Below are 19,921 nucleotides of genomic sequence, written 5' to 3' on the forward strand. Positions count from 1 at the left end.
TAATTGATTTTTTAGCTTGCTGTTAAACATATTCACCACCTCATGATTTGTCTTTGTTATCTAGTGACGAGATTACGAAATAATAACGCTACATAAATTATACATAAAACCTACCAATCTTATCGGTTATTTGTACAATAAATGTATAGTATTTTAGGTAAGACCTGGCTTAAGGCCTAATAATGCGGCCAGAACGCCACTATAAACTTATACATTAATTGATGATGACTTGGCGCTTTCGTCAGGGTGCCAAATAATCAGCACACAACTTAATACAGTGATGACTTATTAAAACGCCGAAAGTTTATCGAGGTGAAGGGGATTAATGAGAGTTCGAAGCTAAATTTTGCAGATAAGCTTTTACCTCTGTCGCATGGCCTTGCATTACAAACGGACGTGGGTAACATTTAAGTTGATAGTCATACATCGGATCGTAGTAATCGGTTAACAATTGGTCAATCCAATCTAGATGTTTGACTGGGTCACAAGTGCGTTCTTGCCACAACCAGGCCTGGTCAAATGCCTGTCGGACTTTGGCATAACCCACACCGCCTAAGCGTTTAGCAATGCGTTCGAAACGCGACTGCATATAGTCCACCCAGGCGGCTAAATCGCCGTATTCCGCTTGTGCCTCGATGACATACTCCGTCAAAATATTTTGCCGACGTAACTCAAAAGGGGTTTCGAGCAAAATACGTCCGCCGGATTTAATGGCGTCAAATAAGGTGGGTGTTAAATGCACCGAACCAATATTGCGTGCTTCATCTTCAAACAGCCAGTTGGGTTGCGCCTGCGCATCCAACTGAATCATGCGATAAGCTAGCTGATTTTCGAAATCGATTTGACTAGGTTGCGCCCAAGCATGACGGCCAAAGGTTGAACCGCGATGTTGCGCCAAACCTTCTAAATCAACTGCAAAATCGACCGAATTTAACACCTGAGTTTTACCCGAACCGGTTCGCCCCGCCAACACCCAAGGCTTACGCTGACCGGATACCAACTTGTCAGCCATCTCGTCCAAGGATTGCATTAAATACTGGCGAAAGGCTTTATAACCGCCTTGAATACGCGTGATCTCAAGCCCGGCTTGCGTTATCCACTGTTGTGAAATTTTTGAACGTAAACCACCCCGGAAACAATAAATCAAAGCTTGCGGATGCTGACGTTTGAACTCACACCAGGCTTGAATGCGCGGCGCCCTTACGGACTCATTCACCAACTCATGGCCAAGTTGAATGGCTTTTTGCTGGCCTTGTTCTTTATAACAAAGCCCCACCAAACGACGTTCTTCATCCTGCATTAAGGGCAAATTAACAGCGTGCGGAATCGCGCCTTTGACGAATTCGACCGGCGCACGTACATCTATTAAAGGGGTTTGGTTTAATACCAAAGCACGAAAATCGTCGCTCGTGGCAAGATCAAAATTCATGAGACCACCTCAACTAACCCAGCACCAGGCCTGGTGGTGTGGCGAACAAAGCGAACTTGCGCTTGAAAGGAGACGAACAAGTAAAGTGTGTGCAAAAGGCTCATAGGGTTATTTCAAAACTAAAGCGTTATTATGACAGCCAAACCAAGCAATCACCAGGCCTGGTGGTAGAGGTTAGAGCGCAGATTTGGCTTGCACCAGTTGGCGGAAGGCTTGCTCAAGTGTGCTTTTAGGTGCGGCGATATTCATGCGCATAAAGCCCGAGCCCGCTTCGCCGTAGGATTCACCATCATTTAAACCTAACTTGGCGTGATTGATCAGCCAGTGTTTAAGCGCTTGATGGTCGGAAAACAAACCGCGAAAATCCAACCAAACTAAATAAGATGCTTGTGGTCGAATTATCCGCACCTGCGGAAAATGTTCGGCTAAAAACAACTGCAAATATTGAATATTGGTTTGAAAATGCACCATTAATTTGCGTTTCCAAACTCGGCCTTCCGACGAATATGCTGCTTGTAAAGCGACCATGCCAAACAAGTTTAAATCCGCAATCTTAGCGCGCGCTAAAGTTTGTGCATAGGTTTTTCGATGTTGCGGATTGGCGATAATCGCATAACCGATTTGCAAACCCGCTAGGTTAAAAGTTTTGCCTGGCGAGCTTAAAGTAATCGTATGTTGCGCAATGTCATCTGAAATCGCCGCCATCGGCGTATGTTGAAAACCCTCATAAACCAAGTCGGAATGAATTTCGTCCGACACCATGATCACGTTATGTTTAATACATATCTCAGCCATTTGGCGCAGTTCACTACCTGACCAAACTCGACCAGCTGGATTATGCGGGTTACACAATAAAAACAATCGAACCGACTGGTCAATAATTTGACGTTCGAACTCAACAAAATCAATTTGATATTGATCTTGCACCAACACCAGCGGCGCTAACGCGAGTTTTCGATCATTTAACTCCGCCGCTTGATAAAATGGGGGATATATCGGCGGTTGAATTAACACGGTATCACCAGGCCTGGTGAAAGCCTGCACCGCTAAAAACAAGCCATTTGCAACATTATGTGTCAGCAAAATGTGCTCGGCTTGCACTCGGTAACCATGCTGGGCTTGCCAATCCACAATCGCTTGAAACATTGAATCTGGCATCTGGGTATAACCCAAAATTGGATGATTTAAACGTTGTTTGATTGCCTCGATAATAAACGGCGGGGTCGGCAAATCCATATCCGCCACCCACATGGGCAACACATCATCACGTCCAAATACCGCCTGACGTAATTCATATTTTTCAGCCTGCGTGCCTAAACGTGAAATTGAATGATTAAAATTAACCGTCATACCTTTTTCTTCCAGATGGTGACTTGCGCCAAGGTATGCTGATATTTGCGCGCGGTTTCGCGAATCACAAACGCCAAATCAAATGGCTCGCGAATACGCACAAACTCGGCATCCAAAACACGGTGCAAGCCTTCCAGTGTGGTGACATTTTCGCCCGATTGGCTATCTTTATAACCACCCAACCAATTGGCTTTAATAGTGGCCTGCTCCGTCCAAGAGTAGGGCGAAGTAATCAGCAATAAACCGCCGTCATTTAAACGCGCCGCGACATCTTGCAAAAACTTGGTTGGCTCATACAAACGGTCAATCAGGTTGGCTGCTACAATCATGTCATACCCTTTAAAGAGTGGCTTCATGTTACTGGCGTCTTGCTGCAAAAACATACAATTGTGGGCGAGCGCTTGCAAACCTAAGTCGGTCAGACTGCGCTCTTTAAAGTCCATAATCTCGCCTTCAATCGGCAAGGTATAAAGTACGGAGCCCGTCTGTTTTAGTTGGTTGGCGACATTGATAAAACGTGCGGAAAAATCCAAACCGGTTACCTGATCAAAATGTTTGGCCAGTTCAAAACTGGCACGCCCCACCGAGCAACCAACTTCTAGCACGCTAAGTGAAGTGCGTTTGGCTAAATCCTCATCCGTCTTCGCCAGCTCAATCGCTAAATCGGCATAGGCTTTGGCAAAATTTTTGACGCCAAAAGCTGGCTCGCCATAATGGAATTCACAATATTGCGATACCAACGCATCGGTCTCGTAAGTCGAAAACTTGGTTTGCACTGATGCATCCGACTCAATATAACGAAAGCCGGCGTGTTGAAAAAAGTGACGGCGGAAGGCATAACGTGAATGCCCGTTGATTTCGTTGCCGGTCGAAATCCAACTGCCGCCTTTAAATAAATTATGTTGGTTATCAAAGGTAGGCGTCGTAAAGTCGTCATAAAGTGGGTGGACTTTAAATCCTTCATACGGATACATAGGCGTCATGGTCCATTGCCAAACATTGCCAACCACATCATAAAAACCCTTCATCTCACACTGATCAACCGGCACGCTGGAGGCGAATTGCTGTAAGTTAATATTCGCTTTATCCAGTTGATCTTGCGCCTGAGTGTGCTCGCACAAACGTAAATACTCGTCTTCACTTGGCAGGCGAATCGGCTTACCAGTTTGTTGCGCTTTCCAATTACAAAACGCCGCCGCCTCCAAATAATTTACTTCGACCGGCCAATTCCATGGCATCGGAATCTCATCGGTCATACAACGCAACCACCAGGCCTGGTGGTTGTCCTCGGTACGGCGCAGCCAAAAACTTGGGTGTTTAACCGGGCTAAACTGACGCCAGCGATTGCCTTCGTCATCCCAAAATTCCTCGCGTTCGTAACCGCCATCTTCAACAAATTCTAAAAACTCTTGGTTTGAGACGAGATATTGGCTGGCCTTAAACGTGGCCACTTGGGCGTGATGATCGCCGTATTCATTATCCCAACCATATATAGGTGCCGGATCGTGATGCTGAATATCGACTTCACCGGCCGGTACATTTAATAAAGGGTTTTTCTCCGGCGCGGCGCCTTGGTCTGGGCAAAACGGAAATAGGTCGGAGGCTTGAACATGCCGTAAATCTAACTGGCGAATCAACACAGACGAGGTTTCTAAATGAATACGTTCATGTTCAATCCCCATCATGATTGGCCACATTGGACTTTGCCAATCAATCGGCAGGCTAAACTCGACGCGATCAATCAAATCGTTGACCGCTTCACGCACTTGGTTCCGGTACGCACGAACCTGGGCGACACTTGGCCAAGCATAATGTTCGTCGTTCAAATCATCCCACGACATTTCATCCACACCAATTGCACACATCGACTCAATTTTAGGATTAATGCGCTTTGGTAAAAGTTTCGCTAGCACCAATTTATTGGTAAAAAACGTGGCGGTATGACCAAAATAAAAAATCAACGGATGGCGCAAAGAACAAGGCCGCTCGTAATAAGCCTCGTCAGTTTTTAACACATCAAACAAGGATTCATAACTGTCGCAAGTAAGATTAAAGTAGCGCTTTATTTCAGCACGTTTGGCCGCCACATCGCCACAATCTAAATATACTGGCTGACTGATTAAATCTGTTCGACTCAACATTCCCTATTCCTTAGCCAACTTAATATAATGAGTTTCATTTTACAACTTTAACTATACATAATCTATACAATAATGATTCAATATGGGCATAATACACTAAAACTTTAATATCAACATAAAACCAAACGCCGTGAAATTATTAATTTTATATTGATCCAGTGGCAGCTCGGTCGCTATGTATTCATAACCTAGATCAATACTTAAATAATCGTTTACTGAAAAATCCACACCTAGCTGATAACCCGCTGCCAAACCGGCACCCGAATCGCTCCCAAATGAGTCTGAATAACGATATTGAGCATAACCCAAACTGCCACCGACATAGGGCCTAACCTGGCGATGCACATTAAAAATCACATCGTAACCCAGCCCGTTAAAGTTGGCCGACTGCCTTACACCCGAGTCGTTTTCCCACATAAACAAGCCCTTGTAATAAATCCGATGTGTGGTGTCACCATGATCGTCATAACGACCCGCCATTAACCGCAAACCCGGCAAATCAAACGTCGCCCCCCGACTGGTTTCAAGCTGCATACTTTGAGTACCCAACAACACAAAACTTTGCGCCGAAGCCATACCCGACCAGGCCAAAGTTGCCAACAAACCGCCTACCATTATCCAACGTTGCATGCTTTATGCTCCCATAAACCTGTCAATTATTAGCTTATTATGTCAAATAAGCCGACAGCTGCAAATGCATGTGCTCAAAATCGCAAAATATTCAGACACAAAAAAAGGCGCAAAACTGCGCCTTAATTTACAATTGGGCACCTCGATTAAACCAATTTAAGTTTAAGCGTTAGATGACAAAAACGGGTAGTCAATATAACCTTCCGCGCCACCGCCATAAAAAGTAGAGGGATCGGGTTTATTAAGCGGTGCATCCAAACGCAAACGTTCAACCAAATCTGGGTTAGCAATATAGCTACGACCGAATGCAATCGCGTCGGCCACGCCGGATTTAATCGCCGCCTCAGCGGTTTCAGCGGTGTAATTACCACACCAAATCAAACAGCCCGAAAACGCGGCGCGTAACGCCTGACGGAAAGCCTCAGTTAAAGGTTCGCCGCCAGCCCAATCCGGCTCGGCAATATGCAGATACGCCATACCGCGCTGATCAAACGCTTTAGCTAAATACAGGGCACTTTGCTCAGATTCGGTATCCGCCAAATCATGTGCCACAAAGTTAGGCGATAAACGCACGCCGACTTTATCTGCCCCTACCACCTCAATCACCGCATCCACCACTTCTAAAATCAAGCGCGCGCGATTTTCTAAGCTACCGCCGTAAGCATCCGTACGTTGATTAGTATTGGTCGACAAAAACTGATGTAACAAATAGCCATTCGCGGCATGCACTTCAAAAAAGTCGAAACCGGCGCGTTTGCCACGAATCGCAGCCTGACGATATTGATCCACCAGGCCTGGTATTTCGGCCAAATCTAACGCTCGAGGTGTTTCGCATGTCGCTTGCTCGGGAGTACCATCTGGATGAATCACAAAACACTGACTATTTGACGCCTGAATTGCGGATGGCGCCACCGGCGCGGCGTTATTTTCTTGTAATAATGAATGCGAAATACGACCAACATGCCAAAGTTGCAAGGATATGTGGCCTTTTTCGGCGTGTACGCCATCCACCACGTTTTTCCAACCGGCCTCTTGTTGATCGGTATACAAACCCGGCGTTAAGGCATAACCCTGGCCTTGGCGAGAGACTTGGGTTGCTTCGGTGACAATTAAACCCGCGCTGGCGCGTTGTTTATAATATTCGACATTTAACGCCTGCGGTACATCGCCCGGCTGAGCCGCACGAGAACGAGTTAAAGGTGCCATAACAACTCGGTTCGCTAAGGTTTGTTTACCCATTTTGAGTGGTGATAATAAATGCGACATATGAACTCCTTAAAAGCCTCAGGGTGGAGAATTAAAGCCAAAAAAACCAGCTTAAGCTTTATCGCTCAACCACGGATCGGCCAAAATGCTTTAGCGCACCGCAATAAACTCCCAGCTGATTCAGCGAGGTTAGTTGAGGTGCTCTTTATTAGTTACACAGATTATACACATCTTATCCAACTATTAAGAATTCAGCCAAAAGTCTTCAAATTCTTATCTTGCTTGTTGCAAAAAACTCATGCGTTGTAATTACTCCTTACTTTAATTAAGCCTGAATTACAACTCAAACAATTATTTAGGTGTATATTTAACTAGGTTGTAAATGATTTACAACTGGCCACCAGGATCAACCAAGGTTAATCCTGGTGGCCAACACTAAGGAGTATTGTCATGAGCATGAAAGAAGCCTACATGAAAAAACTGCAAGCACAGCTGGATGAATGGAGCGCAAAAATTGATCTACTCAAAGCCAAAGCCGACTCAGCTGAAGCGGACACCCAAATAGCCTATTACAAAGAAATTAAAGAGCTGCGATCTATGCAACAAAAGGCTAGCGACAAGTTAAGTGAATTAAAAGATTACGGAGACGATACCTGGGAAGACTTAAAGGCCGGCGTGGATAATGCCTGGCAGTCTCTGAGTAACGCGGTCAAATCCGCGGCGTCCCGCTTCAAGTAAACCGACATTTTAATGACTTAAAACTTAAACATACAACTTAGGGAGGAGATTATATGCAGAAAAACACGTTTATACTTGCATTAATAACTGCCATATCACTTGGATTTTCGCAACTGGTTTATGCGCAAACCGCTAATGAACCGGTGACAAGCCAAGATGTTAAAAAAGAAACTCAAGAGCTTATCAACACGCTGGGGCAATTCACCGCGGCTCAACGTGATGAGGCCAAGCAAACAGCCGAGCAAGCCATGAAAAAGCTTGATAGTCGTATTGAATCACTTGAAAAACGTATCGACACGAATTGGGACAGCATGACTCAGGCAACCCAGAGCAAAACCCAGGCAAGCCTGAATGCGCTACGCCAGCAAAGAAATGAGCTTGCCGAGTGGTACAAAGGTTTCATGAACAGTTCTTCAAGTGCGTGGGATGATGTGAAAAAAGGCTTCTCTGATACTTATCAATCGATTAATGACGCCTTGGAAAAAACCAAAAGTGAGCATGAAGCGGATAGCAAGTAGCCATCAAAGCCTATTATCAATTAACCGAGTTCAAACTCGAAAGCCCTGCCATGCAGGGCTTTTTTCTGCTTGTTATTTAGTCATTTGATCGTAAACACTTCGTGCATTACGAAGATACAGCTGATCGTACATCGGACGATGCTGGTATTTAGGCATATGCACCGCTTTGTCAAATTCTTGCCCGCTAAGACCTCGGCTCATAGCCTTATCTACCGTTACTTTAAGGTCTTCAAAATATCCGTACGTCTGGGTTATCAGCTCAGACAGTGTCGTCGCGCCGCCATGTCCGGGAATCACGAGGAGATTTTTAATGTCAGGTGAATTATTCTCGGCATACTCAACCATGGCTTCAAACGAGTCCATCCACTCTGAATAAGACGAGTCATGCAACAACCCTGGTAAACGCTCAACAAAACCCAAGTCACCGGTAAAGAGTATGTTTTTTGATGGGATAAATGCGCCAGTCATAGTAGGCGTATGGCCGCCGCCAAAATTGATTAAATGAATTTCATCCGGCGTGCCTTGGTTAACAATGAGTTTGTCTTCGAAAGTTTTATATTGATCACCCATATTTTGCGCGGCTTCAACCAAAAATGGATTGTATTGATTGACTCGCCTAATCGCATTATCAAAGCCTCTTTTACTCCAAAAATCCGCCGCCTGTTTTTCAGAGTAAATATTTTTTACCCCTTGAGCATGCCAGTAACTGCCGCCTAGATTAGCGTGTGATTGATAGTTTTCTGCCGCCAACCACCTAATCGGTTTATTGGTATGTTGCTTTAAAGCTTGATGAAAACTATAGGCTACAGCGGGGTTTGAACCGGTATTGTAAACAAATACGCCCGAGTCCAATTCGACGGCGGTGATGTTGTTGTTCAAACCGTGATTTTCGAGCGTGCCCCACATCAGCGCACCTTTCACAAAAAACACACCATCACCTACCACCTCAATTTCTGGAATGCTGAGCTTTTTGCCAATATAGCCATGCTGTTTAACCAAGTTCTCATAATTTTTCGCATATTGCTCCAAAGACTGGCTCAATGCGGCATCATCAATCTGCTTAGCATGTTGTTTAATCGGTTTTGACCAGCTGTCTTCAAACCCATTCGAGTTGACTTGGGTTTGAAAGGACAGGGCTACTCCGCCTACAATCAGCGCCACAATGGCTTTATTGTTCAGACTCACATGCATTCCTTTTTAGTTATGGAGTCAACCCTTTTTCGTACAAAAAGACGCCCATTTTTTATCTAGTTCCTGCATAGCCTTGCTCCATTGATTTTCATACTCAACCGGTGAGTAATTGTCATTGGTACTGTGCATTCTTTGGTGGTTGTACCAGCCAATATAATCAGACACGTCGTACAACGCGTGCTTGCCTGTGGCATAGGTAGTGCGATACACGCTGGATTGTATCCAATCCATGAAGGTGTTGCATGATGCCGGTTCAAAAATAAATTGATAGGCTTTTATGTCTTAGCAATGATGTAGAAATTTTGTTTATTCGCTATTTTGGGGGGGATTCTTTATCCCCTGGTCTTGAACTTTTATTTTGAAAAGACATCAATAAAAACCTTAAGCTCTGAATCGTCATAATCAATCTCAATTGACGTGTTTACCATCTCGCGCAGCAGTAAATCCAATTTATCTGGTTTGGTTATTAGGTTACTGCTCAAAAATTCATGCGTGTTGGGTTTAATGAGCGCGTTGGCATCTGCGCCCAGTATCATAGCGGAAGCCTTGTCTTCATCCCAGTCCTGCGCTTCCATAAACCCCTGTTCGTAGATCCTATCGAAAATCTGTGGAATCTTGCTGTAAGTGTTCATTAGGTAGCGTAAATCTTGCGCATCTTTTCTTCGAATTGTGGGTTCACGCTCAAGCCAAGAAATGAGCTTTAATACAGACATGGCCGGTGGAGAAACCACCTTCATCACAAAACTTGAAACATCATCTCCAATATTCACATAGAGCGCATTTTCATGGGCTTCATCAAAACCCAGAACCGACATCATAATCGATTGGTCTGGCGGCCATTTTATGTTCTGCTCAGGATCCGTGACGCCACCAAAAGGAATAATGCCAATTTCCCAAGTCATGTCATCCTTTGCATTGAAATTGAATCGGTGCGACCATTTTTCGGACTTTCTAAAGTTATCGTTGATTAAGGCTTCAGTGAGCGTATGAAAAGATGACCAATCGGCGAGCTGCACGGCAAAATCTATATCACGCGTACCCCGTTCTAATCGGGCATTAAAACCATGAACTAGAACTAAATCACGTGCCATTGCACCCACCACTAATACATCTAACTGCAATTGATCGGCTAGCGTTTGAACACGTTGATAGACGTCTACTAAACCTTGCGGCAGTTTACCGCGCAAATCAATTAAGCCATTTTTCATACAGCCTCTTTGCCGTATCTAGGTTACGCGCATCTTTGGAATGGATTAAGTCCGCATAGACCAATAATGCCGGTGCCAGCGGTTTTTCTGTCTTAAGTGTATCGACCGTCCAGAAGGGTTCAATCAGTTCGATTCTAACTGAATCTATGTCATTATCTTTACGTTTTTTTAGTCGTGTAGCTTTAATAAATTCCCCTAATTTTTTTGGACTAAGATACACGATGCCATCTTTTGCTTGCAGATAGTCGGTATAGAGCTGCGCTGCGATTTCGCCGCCCCATCGACCTTGGTAGGGTTCAAGCTCAACCTTGTTCCACCAATGAGAGTTATCGGTTGTGAATACGCCCAAAAGGTGTTTTTGTTTTAAAACTGGATAATGTTCAACCCATCGTTGTTGTAACTGCGCTTTATTGACTAAGGTGCGTTTATTGGTCGATGTTTGAATAAATCCTTGCTCAGTTAAGTCAGACAAAATCCAACCAACACTGCCCAATGCGACCTGGGCCTGTTCGGCAATATCACGGTAGCTTTCACCAACTAAATAGGGATTTTGCAAAAAAGCAAAAATCACTTTTAAGCCAGAATACTGAAAAGCACGACCATTACGTATTAGAGGTGGGCTTGTGGTTTCCTTATTACCCTTGATAAAAATGTGCAACGGTGGTTGGTGAATGAAACTATTGCCTGCTGTATCCATAAACTGAACGCTAGCCTCTCTTAGCCTATTAGCCAGATTAGGGTTAAGATAACGTGTCACCAAAAGTGGGTTGGCTTGACTGTTTAATTGAGTGAGTTCATAGAGTACCGCATTCATGTTTTGACTGGTGATGGTGGGTTTGAGAAACACGTTAAATTCGTGTCCCTCAATGATGACGCAGCCGCAGATAGGAGGTTCATCCAGCACGGCAGAACTTTCAATTTTAATGTTCATCGCGGTTTGCTGGCTAAACGCTTCAATCGCTTTTTCTATCAACGTGTGCGCAGATTCAAGTTTTTTCATAACAAGGGCTACCTGTCAAAATGTTGTTCACAATATTAGCATGTTCATAAATAGTGAACAATAAATAATTATGAACGTCAGTTATAATAGTTTATCTTTAATATTTGGGCACCTTGATTAACCCCTGAATCATTTTGGCCACGCCCAGTTTTTCAGATCAAGGCGTGAACCTGAAGGAATGTCTAGACCTTGCAAAGGTTCACAACGCAGAGCTAAGACATAGGCTGATCGGCTTATCTTCGATTGCTTTGAGGTCTACAAAATAATCATAAGTCTGTGCAATCAACTCGGCCAGATTCGTCGCGCCACCCCTATATGTCGGGTGATTTACACGACGAACGCGATTGAAGCGGTGCGTCGCCAGCTTCTTAAACTGACCAAAACCAAAGACGGTTTTCCCAATGAAAATTGCTGGATTGTATCCAGTCTAGAGCCCTGAATTATTTCAGGGCTTAAGCTCCAATGAAGACTTGTCCTTTCTTTTACAAGTCTCTCAATAATCGATATTCGCTACGCATTCTAATAGACATCCACATTCGCAACAAAACCTTAACCTAAACAACCATTGACCGTCATCTTGCAGATTTAAAATTTCCAACAGTTTTAGACATCTAGACAAGTTGAGTGAATTTTGTGATTGACCGTTACAGCCCTGAAAAAATTTATATGCAAATTGCCAATGCAATAGAAGCCGACCTAAAGGATGGTTTTGAAGCAGGGGATGTGTACTTATCTGAAAAAACCTTAACCGAAAAGTTTGGTGTCAATCGTCATACGGTTCGTCGTGCCGTTGAGGAGCTAGTTAAACAAAATATATTAGAAAAACGCCACGGTTTTGGCACCTTTGTGGCCGAAAAAAGACTTGCTTATAGCATTAAAAGCCACCACCGCTTAAGCCAAGCCATTGCTGAAAAAGGGAGTGAAGTTGAAACACACCTTTTAGAAAAAAAGCGCATTCCTGCACTTGGTAGTGTTGCAGAGAAGCTACAGCTTAAAAATGGGGATGAGGTACTTCAACTAGATACCTTAAGGAAAATTAATGGAAAACCCATCGCCCTTATCTCGCATTTTTTTCCTATCGCCATCGTTACTGATGCCTTTGACCGTTACGAATCGGGGTCATTAGGAAGCTTTTTGGCGAAACACTGTGATATCCAAGCCAAACGTATTTCAAGTCAGGTTTCCGCCTCTATGCCGAATGCACAGGATAGCTTCAGACTCGGGATGAGTAGCACGCAGCCGTTGATGAAAGTCAAAACGCTCAATGTGAATTTAAAAACCAACCAGCTGGTTGAGTATTCGGTCACACGGTTTCGTGGCGACATGATGCAACTGGAATTGTTAATGAAATAAATAGAGATACGTACAAAGAGGCCTTTGCGTAATCCGTCTAATCATCTTGGCTGGATTGTTTAAACGTTTCACTTTTTAAATCAATATTTTTTAATTTTGGAGAAAACGCGGTTTCAAGTAATAACTGCAATTTAAACGATTAAGCTCCACATTATTGCATTGAAAAAAGCCCCCTTAAATTGAGCAAATATTCTAATTGGTCGGTCCTGAATAAATATTAAAGACAAACTATTACCGCTTTCGTTCATGAGGGCAGCTCGATTAACCCCTGGTTGATTCTGCGGGGGTTAATCGAGCTGCCCAGTTATTACTTGAAACCACAGGTGAAAAAAAGCTGAAAATATCGGATGTGGCAATGTCCACAGATATTAATCGTGGAACTATTACACGCTTATACAAAGAGACCGCCACTAGAGTAGAATTAGACGTGATTGAAAAGTTGTGCCGTTATTTGGAAATCGAAATTCATGATCTTTTTGAAATCGTTGACTAAACAATCTAGTCCAGTGCTCAAAACCAAAGATATAGCCAAACTGTATGGCCCAAAATGGGCCCGATTTGGGCACAAGTAGATTTCAGGGTTATTTTTGAAATAGTATTTGACAGTCGACAAGCCCCTATCTATAATACGCCGACTTAAAGAATGGCTGCATAGCTCAGTTGGTAGAGCAACGGATTGAAAATCCGTGTGTCCCTGGTTCGATTCCAGGTGCAGCCACCATATATAGAGCAAGTCTTATTTGTCTAGTAAGATTTTCTCGTGCCGTATTGCGAGCGTGGTGGAATTGGTAGACACGCCAGATTTAGGTTCTGGTGCCTTTGGTGTGAGAGTTCGAGTCTCTCCGCTCGCACCATCTAAAAAGCCCTGATTAGCGTCCCCCCACGCTTTTCGGGGCTTTTTCTTTTTGCGCTTTTAAGTTTAGATTTGTTAATCTGTTTGATCCACCAACCCATCTATTTCAATGAGTCTAAAATCCTCATTACTCAGTTACCAAAGCGCTTGTTTTAGCTGTTCTAATATCTGCGGTTCGCCACTAAAATATCCCACGCCGTACATAATCAAATATTCACCACTCTGCTCGAATTCTCGTTTTCCATAATCTATAAATTCAATATCCAGTGCGCTGGTGACGTCTTCTAGGGCAAAAATTAAGTTGGTTTTTAAGGCTTGCTGGGTTTCGCCAAAGGCATAAATCGGTAAAGCGACTTGATTTTCTGGGTGCTTAAGTTCGAGTTTTAAAGTTTGGTATTTGGATTTTAAGCCTTCATAGCTTTCATCAATTGGCGAATTATCGACCGCCCCTAAATTAGATTTTGACTCGGTTTCGGGCTGATGAATCTCAACCGGCGTGCGACCCGATACGCCACCGCCTTTACCGCTTGCGCCCACGCGGGTGTCGTAATATTCGATACTAATATATTTGGGCGGCATACGCATGCTGGCGAGGAAAGCCGCATCCATTAAGTCTTGCAGGGTTTCTTCAGTCAGGTCATAACTGGCTGGAATCAACTGCATCGCGATTCGGATAAGTTCGTATGCCCCATCCTGCCGAACCGCTCCCAATTCTTCACGTATTTCTTGACGATCCATTTCTCGACCAGTGCGCAAGTCGTAAAACTTGACGCCTAAATATTTAGGCGGCACACGCATGTTAGAGGTAAACGCGCCTTCAAATAACGCATTAGCATCATCCGGATTCTGCAAAAACATTTGGATAATATCGAGCGCATGGCGCGGCGGTTCGTTGGTGGCGAGCACCAGGCCTGGTACCGAGAGGCTGCCGGCTAAAATTAGGCTGGTTAGAATAGTTGAGAAGCGTGTCATGATCAATTCCTTGTCACCAGGCCTGGTGGTTAACTCCATTAAATTCCTTGTGATATTATAACGGGTAAAGTGCGTTTAATGCTTTGATAAATCGACTTTAATAACGTTAAAGCCGATTAGGCTTTGTTCAACGTTAAGCGCTAGTTTTTGTTAAAATAACAAATTCGTAGCAAATTTTATTTTAACAACCTAGGAGTTAGCCATGCCTTTATTAGACAGTTTCCGCGTAGACCACACTATCATGCCCGCGCCTGCGGTGCGCGTAGCCAAGACCATGACAACACCAAAGGGCGATACCATCACGGTATTTGATTTACGTTTTTGCCATCCGAATAAAGAAATAATGGGCGAACGCGGTATTCATACACTGGAGCATTTATTTGCCGGCTTAATTCGTGAGCACTTAAATGGCGACGATGTTGAAATTATTGATGTGTCACCCATGGGTTGTCGCACCGGGTTTTACATGAGTTTGATTGGCACACCTGACGAAAAACGCGTCGGCGAGGCTTGGAAAAAAGCCATGCAAGATGTGCTGGAAGTCGAAAAAGAAGAAGATATTCCAGAGTTGAACGTTTATCAGTGCGGCACCTGCAATATGCATTCATTAGATGAAGCTAAACAAATCGCGCAAGGCATTCTTAAAAATGAAATTGGCGTGATGCGTAATGAGGATTTATTGTTAAGCGAAGACAAATTGCGTGAACTAGGCAACGCTGTATGACGATCGGCATTATTGGCGCAATGGAAGAAGAAGTCATTCTTCTGCGCGAACAGATCCAAAACCTCAAAACCCAGAAACTCGCGGGATTTGAGTTTTATAGTGGCCAGTTATCTGGACGTAATGTGGTGTTATTACGTTCAGGCATAGGCAAGGTCAATGCCGCGATGAGTACGACCTTGTTAATTGATCATTTTAAACCACATGCCATTATCAATACCGGTTCGGCCGGTGGTTTTCATACCGATTTAGAAGTCGGTGATATTGTGATTAGTAATTCGGTTTGCCATCATGATGTGGATGTTACACCATTTGGTTATGTGCATGGACAAGTGCCGGGTTTGCCGGCTTGTTTTATGCCAGACCGCAACTTAATTAATAAAGCCAAAGCCAGTATTGAAGCGCTCGGCGAAGTCAGTCACATGCACGGTTTAATCGCCAGTGGTGACCGCTTTATGCATCTAATTGAAGACGTCGATATGACACGCGGCAAATTTCCTGAAATGATTGCCTGCGAAATGGAAGCCGCCGCGGTGGCGCAAGTTTGTCATCAGTTTGAGGTGCCGTTTGTGGTGATCCGTGCCTTATCGGATATTGCCGGTAAAGAAAATGTGGTGGCATTTGACGCGTTTTTAGCCAAAGCCGCCGACCACTCTACCCGCGTGATTTTAGAAATGATTAAACAGTTTGATTAAGGAATACACATGAGCCAAATTGGTACGCCATTTTCGGCCACCGCCACCCGCGTTATGCTTTGCGGTGCCGGTGAGTTAGGTAAGGAAGTGGTGATTGAATTACAACGTTTAGGGGTCGAGGTCATTGCGGTAGACCGTTATGACAACGCCCCCGCGATGCAGGTCGCGGATCGTCACCACGTAATAAATATGTTGGATGGTCAAGCTTTGCGTGCGTTGGTTGAGCAAGAAAAACCCCACTATATCGTGCCTGAAATTGAGGCTATTGCGACCGATACCCTGGCCGAACTTGAAACCGAGGGCTTTCACGTTGTGCCCAGCGCACGAGCGACGCAATTAACCATGAACCGCGAAGGTATTCGTCGTTTAGCCGCCGAAACTTTAGGCTTACAAACCTCGCCTTACGAATTTGCCCAAACCGAAGACGAATTTGTTGAAGCGATCGCCAAAGTTGGCTTACCTTGTGTGGTCAAACCGATTATGAGCTCGTCTGGCAAAGGTCAAAGCGTGATTAAAACCCAAGACCAAATCCACCAGGCCTGGTTGTATGCGCAAGAAGGTGGTCGTGCCGGTAAAGGTAAAGTGATTGTCGAAGGCTTTGTGGATTTCGATTACGAAATCACGCTGCTCACAATTCAGCATAAAAATGGCACCTCGTTTTGTGCGCCGATTGGGCATGTGCAAATTGATGGCGATTATCGCCAGTCTTGGCAACCACACGCCATGTCTGCCAGCGCGTTAGCCAAAGCCGAACAGATGGCCAAAAAAGTCACCACTGAATTAGGCGGCTGGGGATTATTTGGCGTTGAATTGTTTGTTAAAGGCGATGAGGTAATCTTTAGTGAAGTCTCACCTCGCCCGCATGATACCGGCTTGGTGACCTTAATCTCGCAAGATTTGTCCGAGTTTGCTTTGCATGTGCGGGCGATTCTAGGTTTGCCAATTCCTAATATTAGTCAACATGGCCCATCCGCTTCTTGTGTAATTTTGCCTGAAGGCCAATCTAGCCAAACCGCCTTCGGCAACCTAGATCAAGCCTTGACTGAACCCGATACTCAATTGCGCTTATTTGGCAAGCCTGAAATCAGCGGGCGTCGGCGTATGGGTGTGGCATTGGCACGTGCTGAAACACTTGAAAAAGCGATTGAAAAAGCGACGCGCGCTGCGAATGCGGTGCAAGTAGCGTTTTAATCAAGCACCAGGCCTGGTGCTTGGCATAGTTAGTGCTTCAACCTGTGTGTTTTTAATAAAAAATACAACCCCTTAGGGGGTAACACACAGGGGAATAATATGATTAACACAAGCGTATATACAGAATCGACCGATCAGGCGATGCTGCAAGAATACACGCGTGATCCGGAAGTGGAACAGGTTTTAGCGGACAATCCGCGTAAAACCGTCTTACTTTTGCTTCAAGGTGCGGTAGATAAAGGCACGTTAGCCAAGGTTTGCCACGATGCCAATTCCTTGGTTGAAAAAGGTTTTCACCTTGGGCGTATGACCACCATTATCGACGCATTGCGTGATCGTTTATATCTAAGCCAAGAAACACCATTGGCATTTGACCTAGAAGCTTTATATCGCTATGCCGACCAGTGCGTGCAAGATGCCGTTTATGAAGCGGATACGACGCATCTCGACAGCGCCGTAGAAGTAATGACGGAGTTGCGTGATGCTTGGTATGAAATGTTAAAAACCACAGGTGAGATGGAAGCCGGTCAATAAACCGGTTTTAGCCCACTCGCATTGCACCCCCAAACCGGCAAGAATTGGCCGCTTGGGGGTTTTTTATTTATGAATTTTGACTGAGTGGCAACGAAATTCTAAAACAAGTTTTATGGACTTCATTTGCCAATTCGACTTGGCCGCCATGGGCCTCAACAATTGAACGCGTAATCGCTAAACCTAACCCCACGCCACCTTCATGCGAACGTTCTGGCTCGACTCGATAAAACCGATCAAATAAATGCGCGCGATGTTCTAATGGTATTTCGACCCCTTGGTTGGTGACTTCAATAATCGCATGATGATCTATTTGGCTCAACACCACATCAATTACCGAACCCGGATCAGCATAACGCACCGCATTTGATATTAAATTCGCTAACGCGCGTCCCAACATTACCGAATCACCCTGTACCACGGCATCACCTTCCAGCTTAATTTGGATGTTATGTTCACTCGCTAAAAGCTGGTAATAATCAATCACACGCTGGGCTTCGGCCGCTAAATTCACATGATCTTTGAGCGGAATTAAGGTGCCTTTGTCGGCTTTGGCTAAAAACAACATATCGCGGATCATGCGCCCCAAACATTCAAACTCTTCGATATTCGAAGCGAGCACTTCTTGATACTCTTCAATACTTCGGGCTTTACTTAACGCAACCTGAGATTGGGTTAATAAGGTGTTGACCGGGGTACGCAGTTCATGCGCAATATCGGCTGAAAACTGCGAAAGCCTCTGAAACGAAGCCTCAAGTCGATCAAGCATGGCATTAAACACGCCGGCCAGCTCACGTAATTCGGCGGGCAAATCCTGCAGCATTATTCGTTCGCCTAAATGCTCACTCGAAACCTTTGAAGCCAACTCCGACATGCGTTTAAGAGGCTTTAACGCGCGTTTCATCACCACCCACCCCAGTCCAGTCATCAACAGCACCGCTAAAATTAAGCTGACCCATAAAATTTGCATAAAATAATGTATAAAATGGTCATGATGATCGATATTTAACAACGTAAGTACACGCCATTCTGCCGAGGTTTGCTCGGTGCTTAATAAGCCTCGATAATGACTTCCACCCAAATAAAGACTAATCAGTTGATCGGTTTTTACTTGATCCCAACTAAGGTCGTATAAATTGACATTGGAGGCGTAATAAGGCTGGTTGTTCTTATCAAATAATATAAACTGCCAACCCAACTGGCGAGGTAAAAGATAGTCCAATTCACCGGTTAAAGCGACCGGATCCGAGCTGATTTCGGTGCGTTTAAGTTGATATTGAATTTGTTGCTGTTTGAGCTGAAGTTCACTCATATCCATTTCTTGAAAGTGGTGATCCACCGCTTGATTCAGGACCGCCCCAAAGCTGATCAACACCACCAAAGTAATGATCGAAAAAAACCATACTAAGCGACTGGTAAGTGACCTTTTCATTGGCTTGGATCCTCTAATAAATAGCCCATACCCCGCACCGTATGGATTAACTTGGGTTCGAAGGCTTCATCAACTTTGGCTCGTAAGCGCCGGATCGCGACTTCGACCACATTGGTATCACTATCAAAGTTCATATCCCAAACTTGGGCGGCAATTAAAGTGCGTGGTAGCACTTCGCCTTTACGACGCAATAGCAATTCCAATAACGCAAATTCTTTAGGTGTGAGTTCTAAGCGTTGGCCATGACGTGTCACTTTGTGCGCCACTAAGTCCATTTGTAAATCGGCCAAACTCAACTGATCTTGAACCGTGGTATTGCCGCGCCTAGACAGTACTCTAACGCGTGCTAGTAATTCAGCAAACGCAAACGGCTTAACTAAATAATCATCCGCCCCCAACTCCAGACCCTTGACTCGATCCTGTACCTGATCTCGGGCGGTTAAAAATAAAACCGGCCAGTTGCGATCTTGTTTGCGCATGGCTTGCAGCAATTGCCAACCATCTAAACCCGGTAGCATGACGTCTAGAATTGCCAGATCAAAATCCTCTTCTAACGCTAAATGCAAACCGTCTAACCCATCTCGAGCCAAGCTTACATTAAACCCGGCTTCGCTTAGGCCCTGTTTCAGATAATCGGCGGTTTTTGCTTCGTCTTCAACTAATAAGATCTTCATATCACTTGCTTTATTTGCGTGTTTAAGTTTATGGCAGATGGCTTTTTATACAAAAACCAAATCCATAGCAGAGAATCGAACGTCCGTT

Annotated in this window: 20 protein-coding genes and 2 tRNA genes; 10 read left to right on the plus strand and 12 right to left on the minus strand. The window is 44.5% G+C overall.

Annotation, left to right across the window (positions count from 1 at the left end; genetic code table 11):
- Positions 1-322 precede the first annotated feature (322 nt).
- The 5 genes from mnmH to IBX48_RS07200 all read right to left on the minus strand — a co-directional run bounded on the left by mnmH (position 323) and on the right by IBX48_RS07200 (position 6,816).
- Positions 323-1,429, minus strand: a complete 1,107-nt coding sequence (gene mnmH / locus IBX48_RS07180; RefSeq protein WP_296832402.1) for a tRNA 2-selenouridine(34) synthase MnmH — start codon at positions 1,427-1,429, stop codon at positions 323-325.
- A 174-nt stretch (positions 1,430-1,603) separates the two neighbouring features.
- The gene (locus IBX48_RS07185; protein ID WP_296832405.1) at positions 1,604-2,779 is read right to left on the minus strand and encodes a PatB family C-S lyase; all 1,176 of its coding nucleotides are present in this window, start codon (positions 2,777-2,779) and stop codon (positions 1,604-1,606) included.
- Positions 2,776-4,920: a 5-histidylcysteine sulfoxide synthase gene (ovoA, locus tag IBX48_RS07190; protein WP_296832408.1), complete on the minus strand. Its 2,145-nt coding sequence runs from the start codon at positions 4,918-4,920 to the stop codon at positions 2,776-2,778. Before ovoA ends, IBX48_RS07185 begins: the two co-directional genes overlap by 4 nt.
- A gap of 96 nt (positions 4,921-5,016) precedes the next feature.
- Positions 5,017-5,550: an outer membrane beta-barrel protein gene (locus tag IBX48_RS07195; protein ID WP_296832411.1), complete on the minus strand. Its 534-nt coding sequence runs from the start codon at positions 5,548-5,550 to the stop codon at positions 5,017-5,019.
- Positions 5,551-5,712: 162 nt separating this feature from the next.
- Positions 5,713-6,816 (minus strand): alkene reductase, encoded by a 1,104-nt coding sequence (locus IBX48_RS07200; protein ID WP_296832414.1) that lies wholly within the window; start codon positions 6,814-6,816, stop codon positions 5,713-5,715.
- Positions 6,817-7,206: 390 nt separating this feature from the next.
- Between IBX48_RS07200 and IBX48_RS07205 the strand changes: the two genes are divergently transcribed.
- Positions 7,207-7,494 (plus strand): coiled coil domain-containing protein, encoded by a 288-nt coding sequence (locus tag IBX48_RS07205; RefSeq protein ID WP_296832417.1) that lies wholly within the window; start codon positions 7,207-7,209, stop codon positions 7,492-7,494.
- Between the two features lie 53 nt (positions 7,495-7,547).
- The gene (locus IBX48_RS07210; protein WP_296832420.1) at positions 7,548-8,012 is read left to right on the plus strand and encodes an attachment glycoprotein G; all 465 of its coding nucleotides are present in this window, start codon (positions 7,548-7,550) and stop codon (positions 8,010-8,012) included.
- A gap of 72 nt (positions 8,013-8,084) precedes the next feature.
- On the opposite strand, the gene IBX48_RS07215 is transcribed toward IBX48_RS07210, so the two are convergent.
- The 4 genes from IBX48_RS07215 to IBX48_RS07225 all read right to left on the minus strand — a co-directional run bounded on the left by IBX48_RS07215 (position 8,085) and on the right by IBX48_RS07225 (position 11,411).
- Positions 8,085-9,197, minus strand: a complete 1,113-nt coding sequence (locus IBX48_RS07215; protein ID WP_296832423.1) for a SoxH protein — start codon at positions 9,195-9,197, stop codon at positions 8,085-8,087.
- A gap of 24 nt (positions 9,198-9,221) precedes the next feature.
- Positions 9,222-9,434, minus strand: a complete 213-nt coding sequence (locus IBX48_RS10630) for an IS3 family transposase (protein WP_365942358.1) — start codon at positions 9,432-9,434, stop codon at positions 9,222-9,224.
- A 122-nt stretch (positions 9,435-9,556) separates the two neighbouring features.
- A complete protein-coding gene (locus IBX48_RS07220; RefSeq protein WP_296832426.1) occupies positions 9,557-10,411 on the minus strand; it encodes a nucleotidyl transferase AbiEii/AbiGii toxin family protein in 855 nt (284 codons plus the stop codon).
- Positions 10,392-11,411: a type IV toxin-antitoxin system AbiEi family antitoxin gene (locus tag IBX48_RS07225; protein ID WP_296832429.1), complete on the minus strand. Its 1,020-nt coding sequence runs from the start codon at positions 11,409-11,411 to the stop codon at positions 10,392-10,394. The genes IBX48_RS07220 and IBX48_RS07225 overlap by 20 nt, the downstream gene beginning before the upstream one ends.
- Before the next feature lie 624 nt (positions 11,412-12,035).
- On the opposite strand from IBX48_RS07225, the gene phnF reads away from it, so the two are divergent.
- The 4 genes from phnF to IBX48_RS07245 all read left to right on the plus strand — a co-directional run bounded on the left by phnF (position 12,036) and on the right by IBX48_RS07245 (position 13,618).
- Complete coding sequence (phnF, locus tag IBX48_RS07230) at positions 12,036-12,764, plus strand: phosphonate metabolism transcriptional regulator PhnF (protein ID WP_296832433.1); 729 nt, start codon at positions 12,036-12,038, stop codon at positions 12,762-12,764.
- Between the two features lie 334 nt (positions 12,765-13,098).
- A complete protein-coding gene (locus IBX48_RS07235; RefSeq protein ID WP_296832457.1) occupies positions 13,099-13,257 on the plus strand; it encodes a helix-turn-helix transcriptional regulator in 159 nt (52 codons plus the stop codon).
- A 152-nt stretch (positions 13,258-13,409) separates the two neighbouring features.
- Positions 13,410-13,485 (plus strand) — tRNA-Phe (locus tag IBX48_RS07240).
- 49 nt (positions 13,486-13,534) lie between these two features.
- Positions 13,535-13,618 (plus strand) — tRNA-Leu (locus IBX48_RS07245).
- A 134-nt stretch (positions 13,619-13,752) separates the two neighbouring features.
- On the opposite strand, the gene IBX48_RS07250 is transcribed toward IBX48_RS07245, so the two are convergent.
- On the minus strand, positions 13,753-14,628 hold the full coding sequence (locus IBX48_RS07250; protein ID WP_296832436.1) for a hypothetical protein: 876 nt from the start codon (positions 14,626-14,628) through the stop codon (positions 13,753-13,755).
- Positions 14,629-14,791: 163 nt separating this feature from the next.
- Between IBX48_RS07250 and luxS the strand changes: the two genes are divergently transcribed.
- The 4 genes from luxS (at position 14,792) to IBX48_RS07270 (ending at position 17,730) form a co-directional block, all read left to right on the plus strand.
- On the plus strand, positions 14,792-15,313 hold the full coding sequence (luxS, locus tag IBX48_RS07255; protein WP_296832439.1) for an S-ribosylhomocysteine lyase: 522 nt from the start codon (positions 14,792-14,794) through the stop codon (positions 15,311-15,313).
- The gene (gene mtnN / locus IBX48_RS07260) at positions 15,310-16,005 is read left to right on the plus strand and encodes a 5'-methylthioadenosine/S-adenosylhomocysteine nucleosidase (protein ID WP_296832442.1); all 696 of its coding nucleotides are present in this window, start codon (positions 15,310-15,312) and stop codon (positions 16,003-16,005) included. The genes luxS and mtnN overlap by 4 nt, the downstream gene beginning before the upstream one ends.
- A 9-nt stretch (positions 16,006-16,014) precedes the next feature.
- Complete coding sequence (purT, locus tag IBX48_RS07265; RefSeq protein ID WP_296832444.1) at positions 16,015-17,196, plus strand: formate-dependent phosphoribosylglycinamide formyltransferase; 1,182 nt, start codon at positions 16,015-16,017, stop codon at positions 17,194-17,196.
- 99 nt (positions 17,197-17,295) lie between these two features.
- Complete coding sequence (locus tag IBX48_RS07270; protein ID WP_296832447.1) at positions 17,296-17,730, plus strand: flagellar protein FliS; 435 nt, start codon at positions 17,296-17,298, stop codon at positions 17,728-17,730.
- A 67-nt stretch (positions 17,731-17,797) separates the two neighbouring features.
- Here IBX48_RS07270 and IBX48_RS07275 read toward each other — a convergent pair whose 3' ends face one another.
- Both IBX48_RS07275 and IBX48_RS07280 read right to left on the minus strand, forming a co-directional pair.
- Positions 17,798-19,159, minus strand: coding sequence for a heavy metal sensor histidine kinase (locus IBX48_RS07275; protein WP_296832451.1), 1,362 nt, complete (start codon positions 19,157-19,159; stop codon positions 17,798-17,800).
- Positions 19,156-19,833, minus strand: a complete 678-nt coding sequence (locus IBX48_RS07280) for a heavy metal response regulator transcription factor (protein ID WP_296832454.1) — start codon at positions 19,831-19,833, stop codon at positions 19,156-19,158. The genes IBX48_RS07275 and IBX48_RS07280 overlap by 4 nt, the downstream gene beginning before the upstream one ends.
- Between the last annotated feature and the right edge of the window lie 88 nt (positions 19,834-19,921).

The sequence above is a fragment of the Thiomicrospira sp. genome, from assembly GCF_014859555.1.
Lineage (GTDB): Bacteria > Pseudomonadota > Gammaproteobacteria > Thiomicrospirales > Thiomicrospiraceae > Thiomicrospira.

What these genes read in the sequence shown, in the direction of transcription:
- mnmH (WP_296832402.1), bottom strand. Translation starts at nt 1,429, where the DNA reads ATGAATTTTGATCTTGCCACGAGCGACGATTTTCGTGCTTTGGTATTA.
- IBX48_RS07185 (WP_296832405.1), bottom strand. Translation starts at nt 2,779, where the DNA reads ATGACGGTTAATTTTAATCATTCAATTTCACGTTTAGGCACGCAGGCT.
- ovoA (WP_296832408.1), bottom strand. Translation starts at nt 4,920, where the DNA reads ATGTTGAGTCGAACAGATTTAATCAGTCAGCCAGTATATTTAGATTGT.
- IBX48_RS07195 (WP_296832411.1), bottom strand. Translation starts at nt 5,550, where the DNA reads ATGCAACGTTGGATAATGGTAGGCGGTTTGTTGGCAACTTTGGCCTGG.
- IBX48_RS07200 (WP_296832414.1), bottom strand. Translation starts at nt 6,816, where the DNA reads ATGTCGCATTTATTATCACCACTCAAAATGGGTAAACAAACCTTAGCG.
- IBX48_RS07205 (WP_296832417.1), top strand. Translation starts at nt 7,207, where the DNA reads ATGAGCATGAAAGAAGCCTACATGAAAAAACTGCAAGCACAGCTGGAT.
- IBX48_RS07210 (WP_296832420.1), top strand. Translation starts at nt 7,548, where the DNA reads ATGCAGAAAAACACGTTTATACTTGCATTAATAACTGCCATATCACTT.
- IBX48_RS10630 (WP_365942358.1), bottom strand. Translation starts at nt 9,434, where the DNA reads ATGGATTGGATACAATCCAGCGTGTATCGCACTACCTATGCCACAGGC.
- IBX48_RS07220 (WP_296832426.1), bottom strand. Translation starts at nt 10,411, where the DNA reads ATGAAAAATGGCTTAATTGATTTGCGCGGTAAACTGCCGCAAGGTTTA.
- IBX48_RS07225 (WP_296832429.1), bottom strand. Translation starts at nt 11,411, where the DNA reads ATGAAAAAACTTGAATCTGCGCACACGTTGATAGAAAAAGCGATTGAA.
- IBX48_RS07250 (WP_296832436.1), bottom strand. Translation starts at nt 14,628, where the DNA reads ATGGAGTTAACCACCAGGCCTGGTGACAAGGAATTGATCATGACACGC.
- luxS (WP_296832439.1), top strand. Translation starts at nt 14,792, where the DNA reads ATGCCTTTATTAGACAGTTTCCGCGTAGACCACACTATCATGCCCGCG.
- mtnN (WP_296832442.1), top strand. Translation starts at nt 15,310, where the DNA reads ATGACGATCGGCATTATTGGCGCAATGGAAGAAGAAGTCATTCTTCTG.
- purT (WP_296832444.1), top strand. Translation starts at nt 16,015, where the DNA reads ATGAGCCAAATTGGTACGCCATTTTCGGCCACCGCCACCCGCGTTATG.
- IBX48_RS07270 (WP_296832447.1), top strand. Translation starts at nt 17,296, where the DNA reads ATGATTAACACAAGCGTATATACAGAATCGACCGATCAGGCGATGCTG.
- IBX48_RS07275 (WP_296832451.1), bottom strand. Translation starts at nt 19,159, where the DNA reads ATGAAAAGGTCACTTACCAGTCGCTTAGTATGGTTTTTTTCGATCATT.
- IBX48_RS07280 (WP_296832454.1), bottom strand. Translation starts at nt 19,833, where the DNA reads ATGAAGATCTTATTAGTTGAAGACGAAGCAAAAACCGCCGATTATCTG.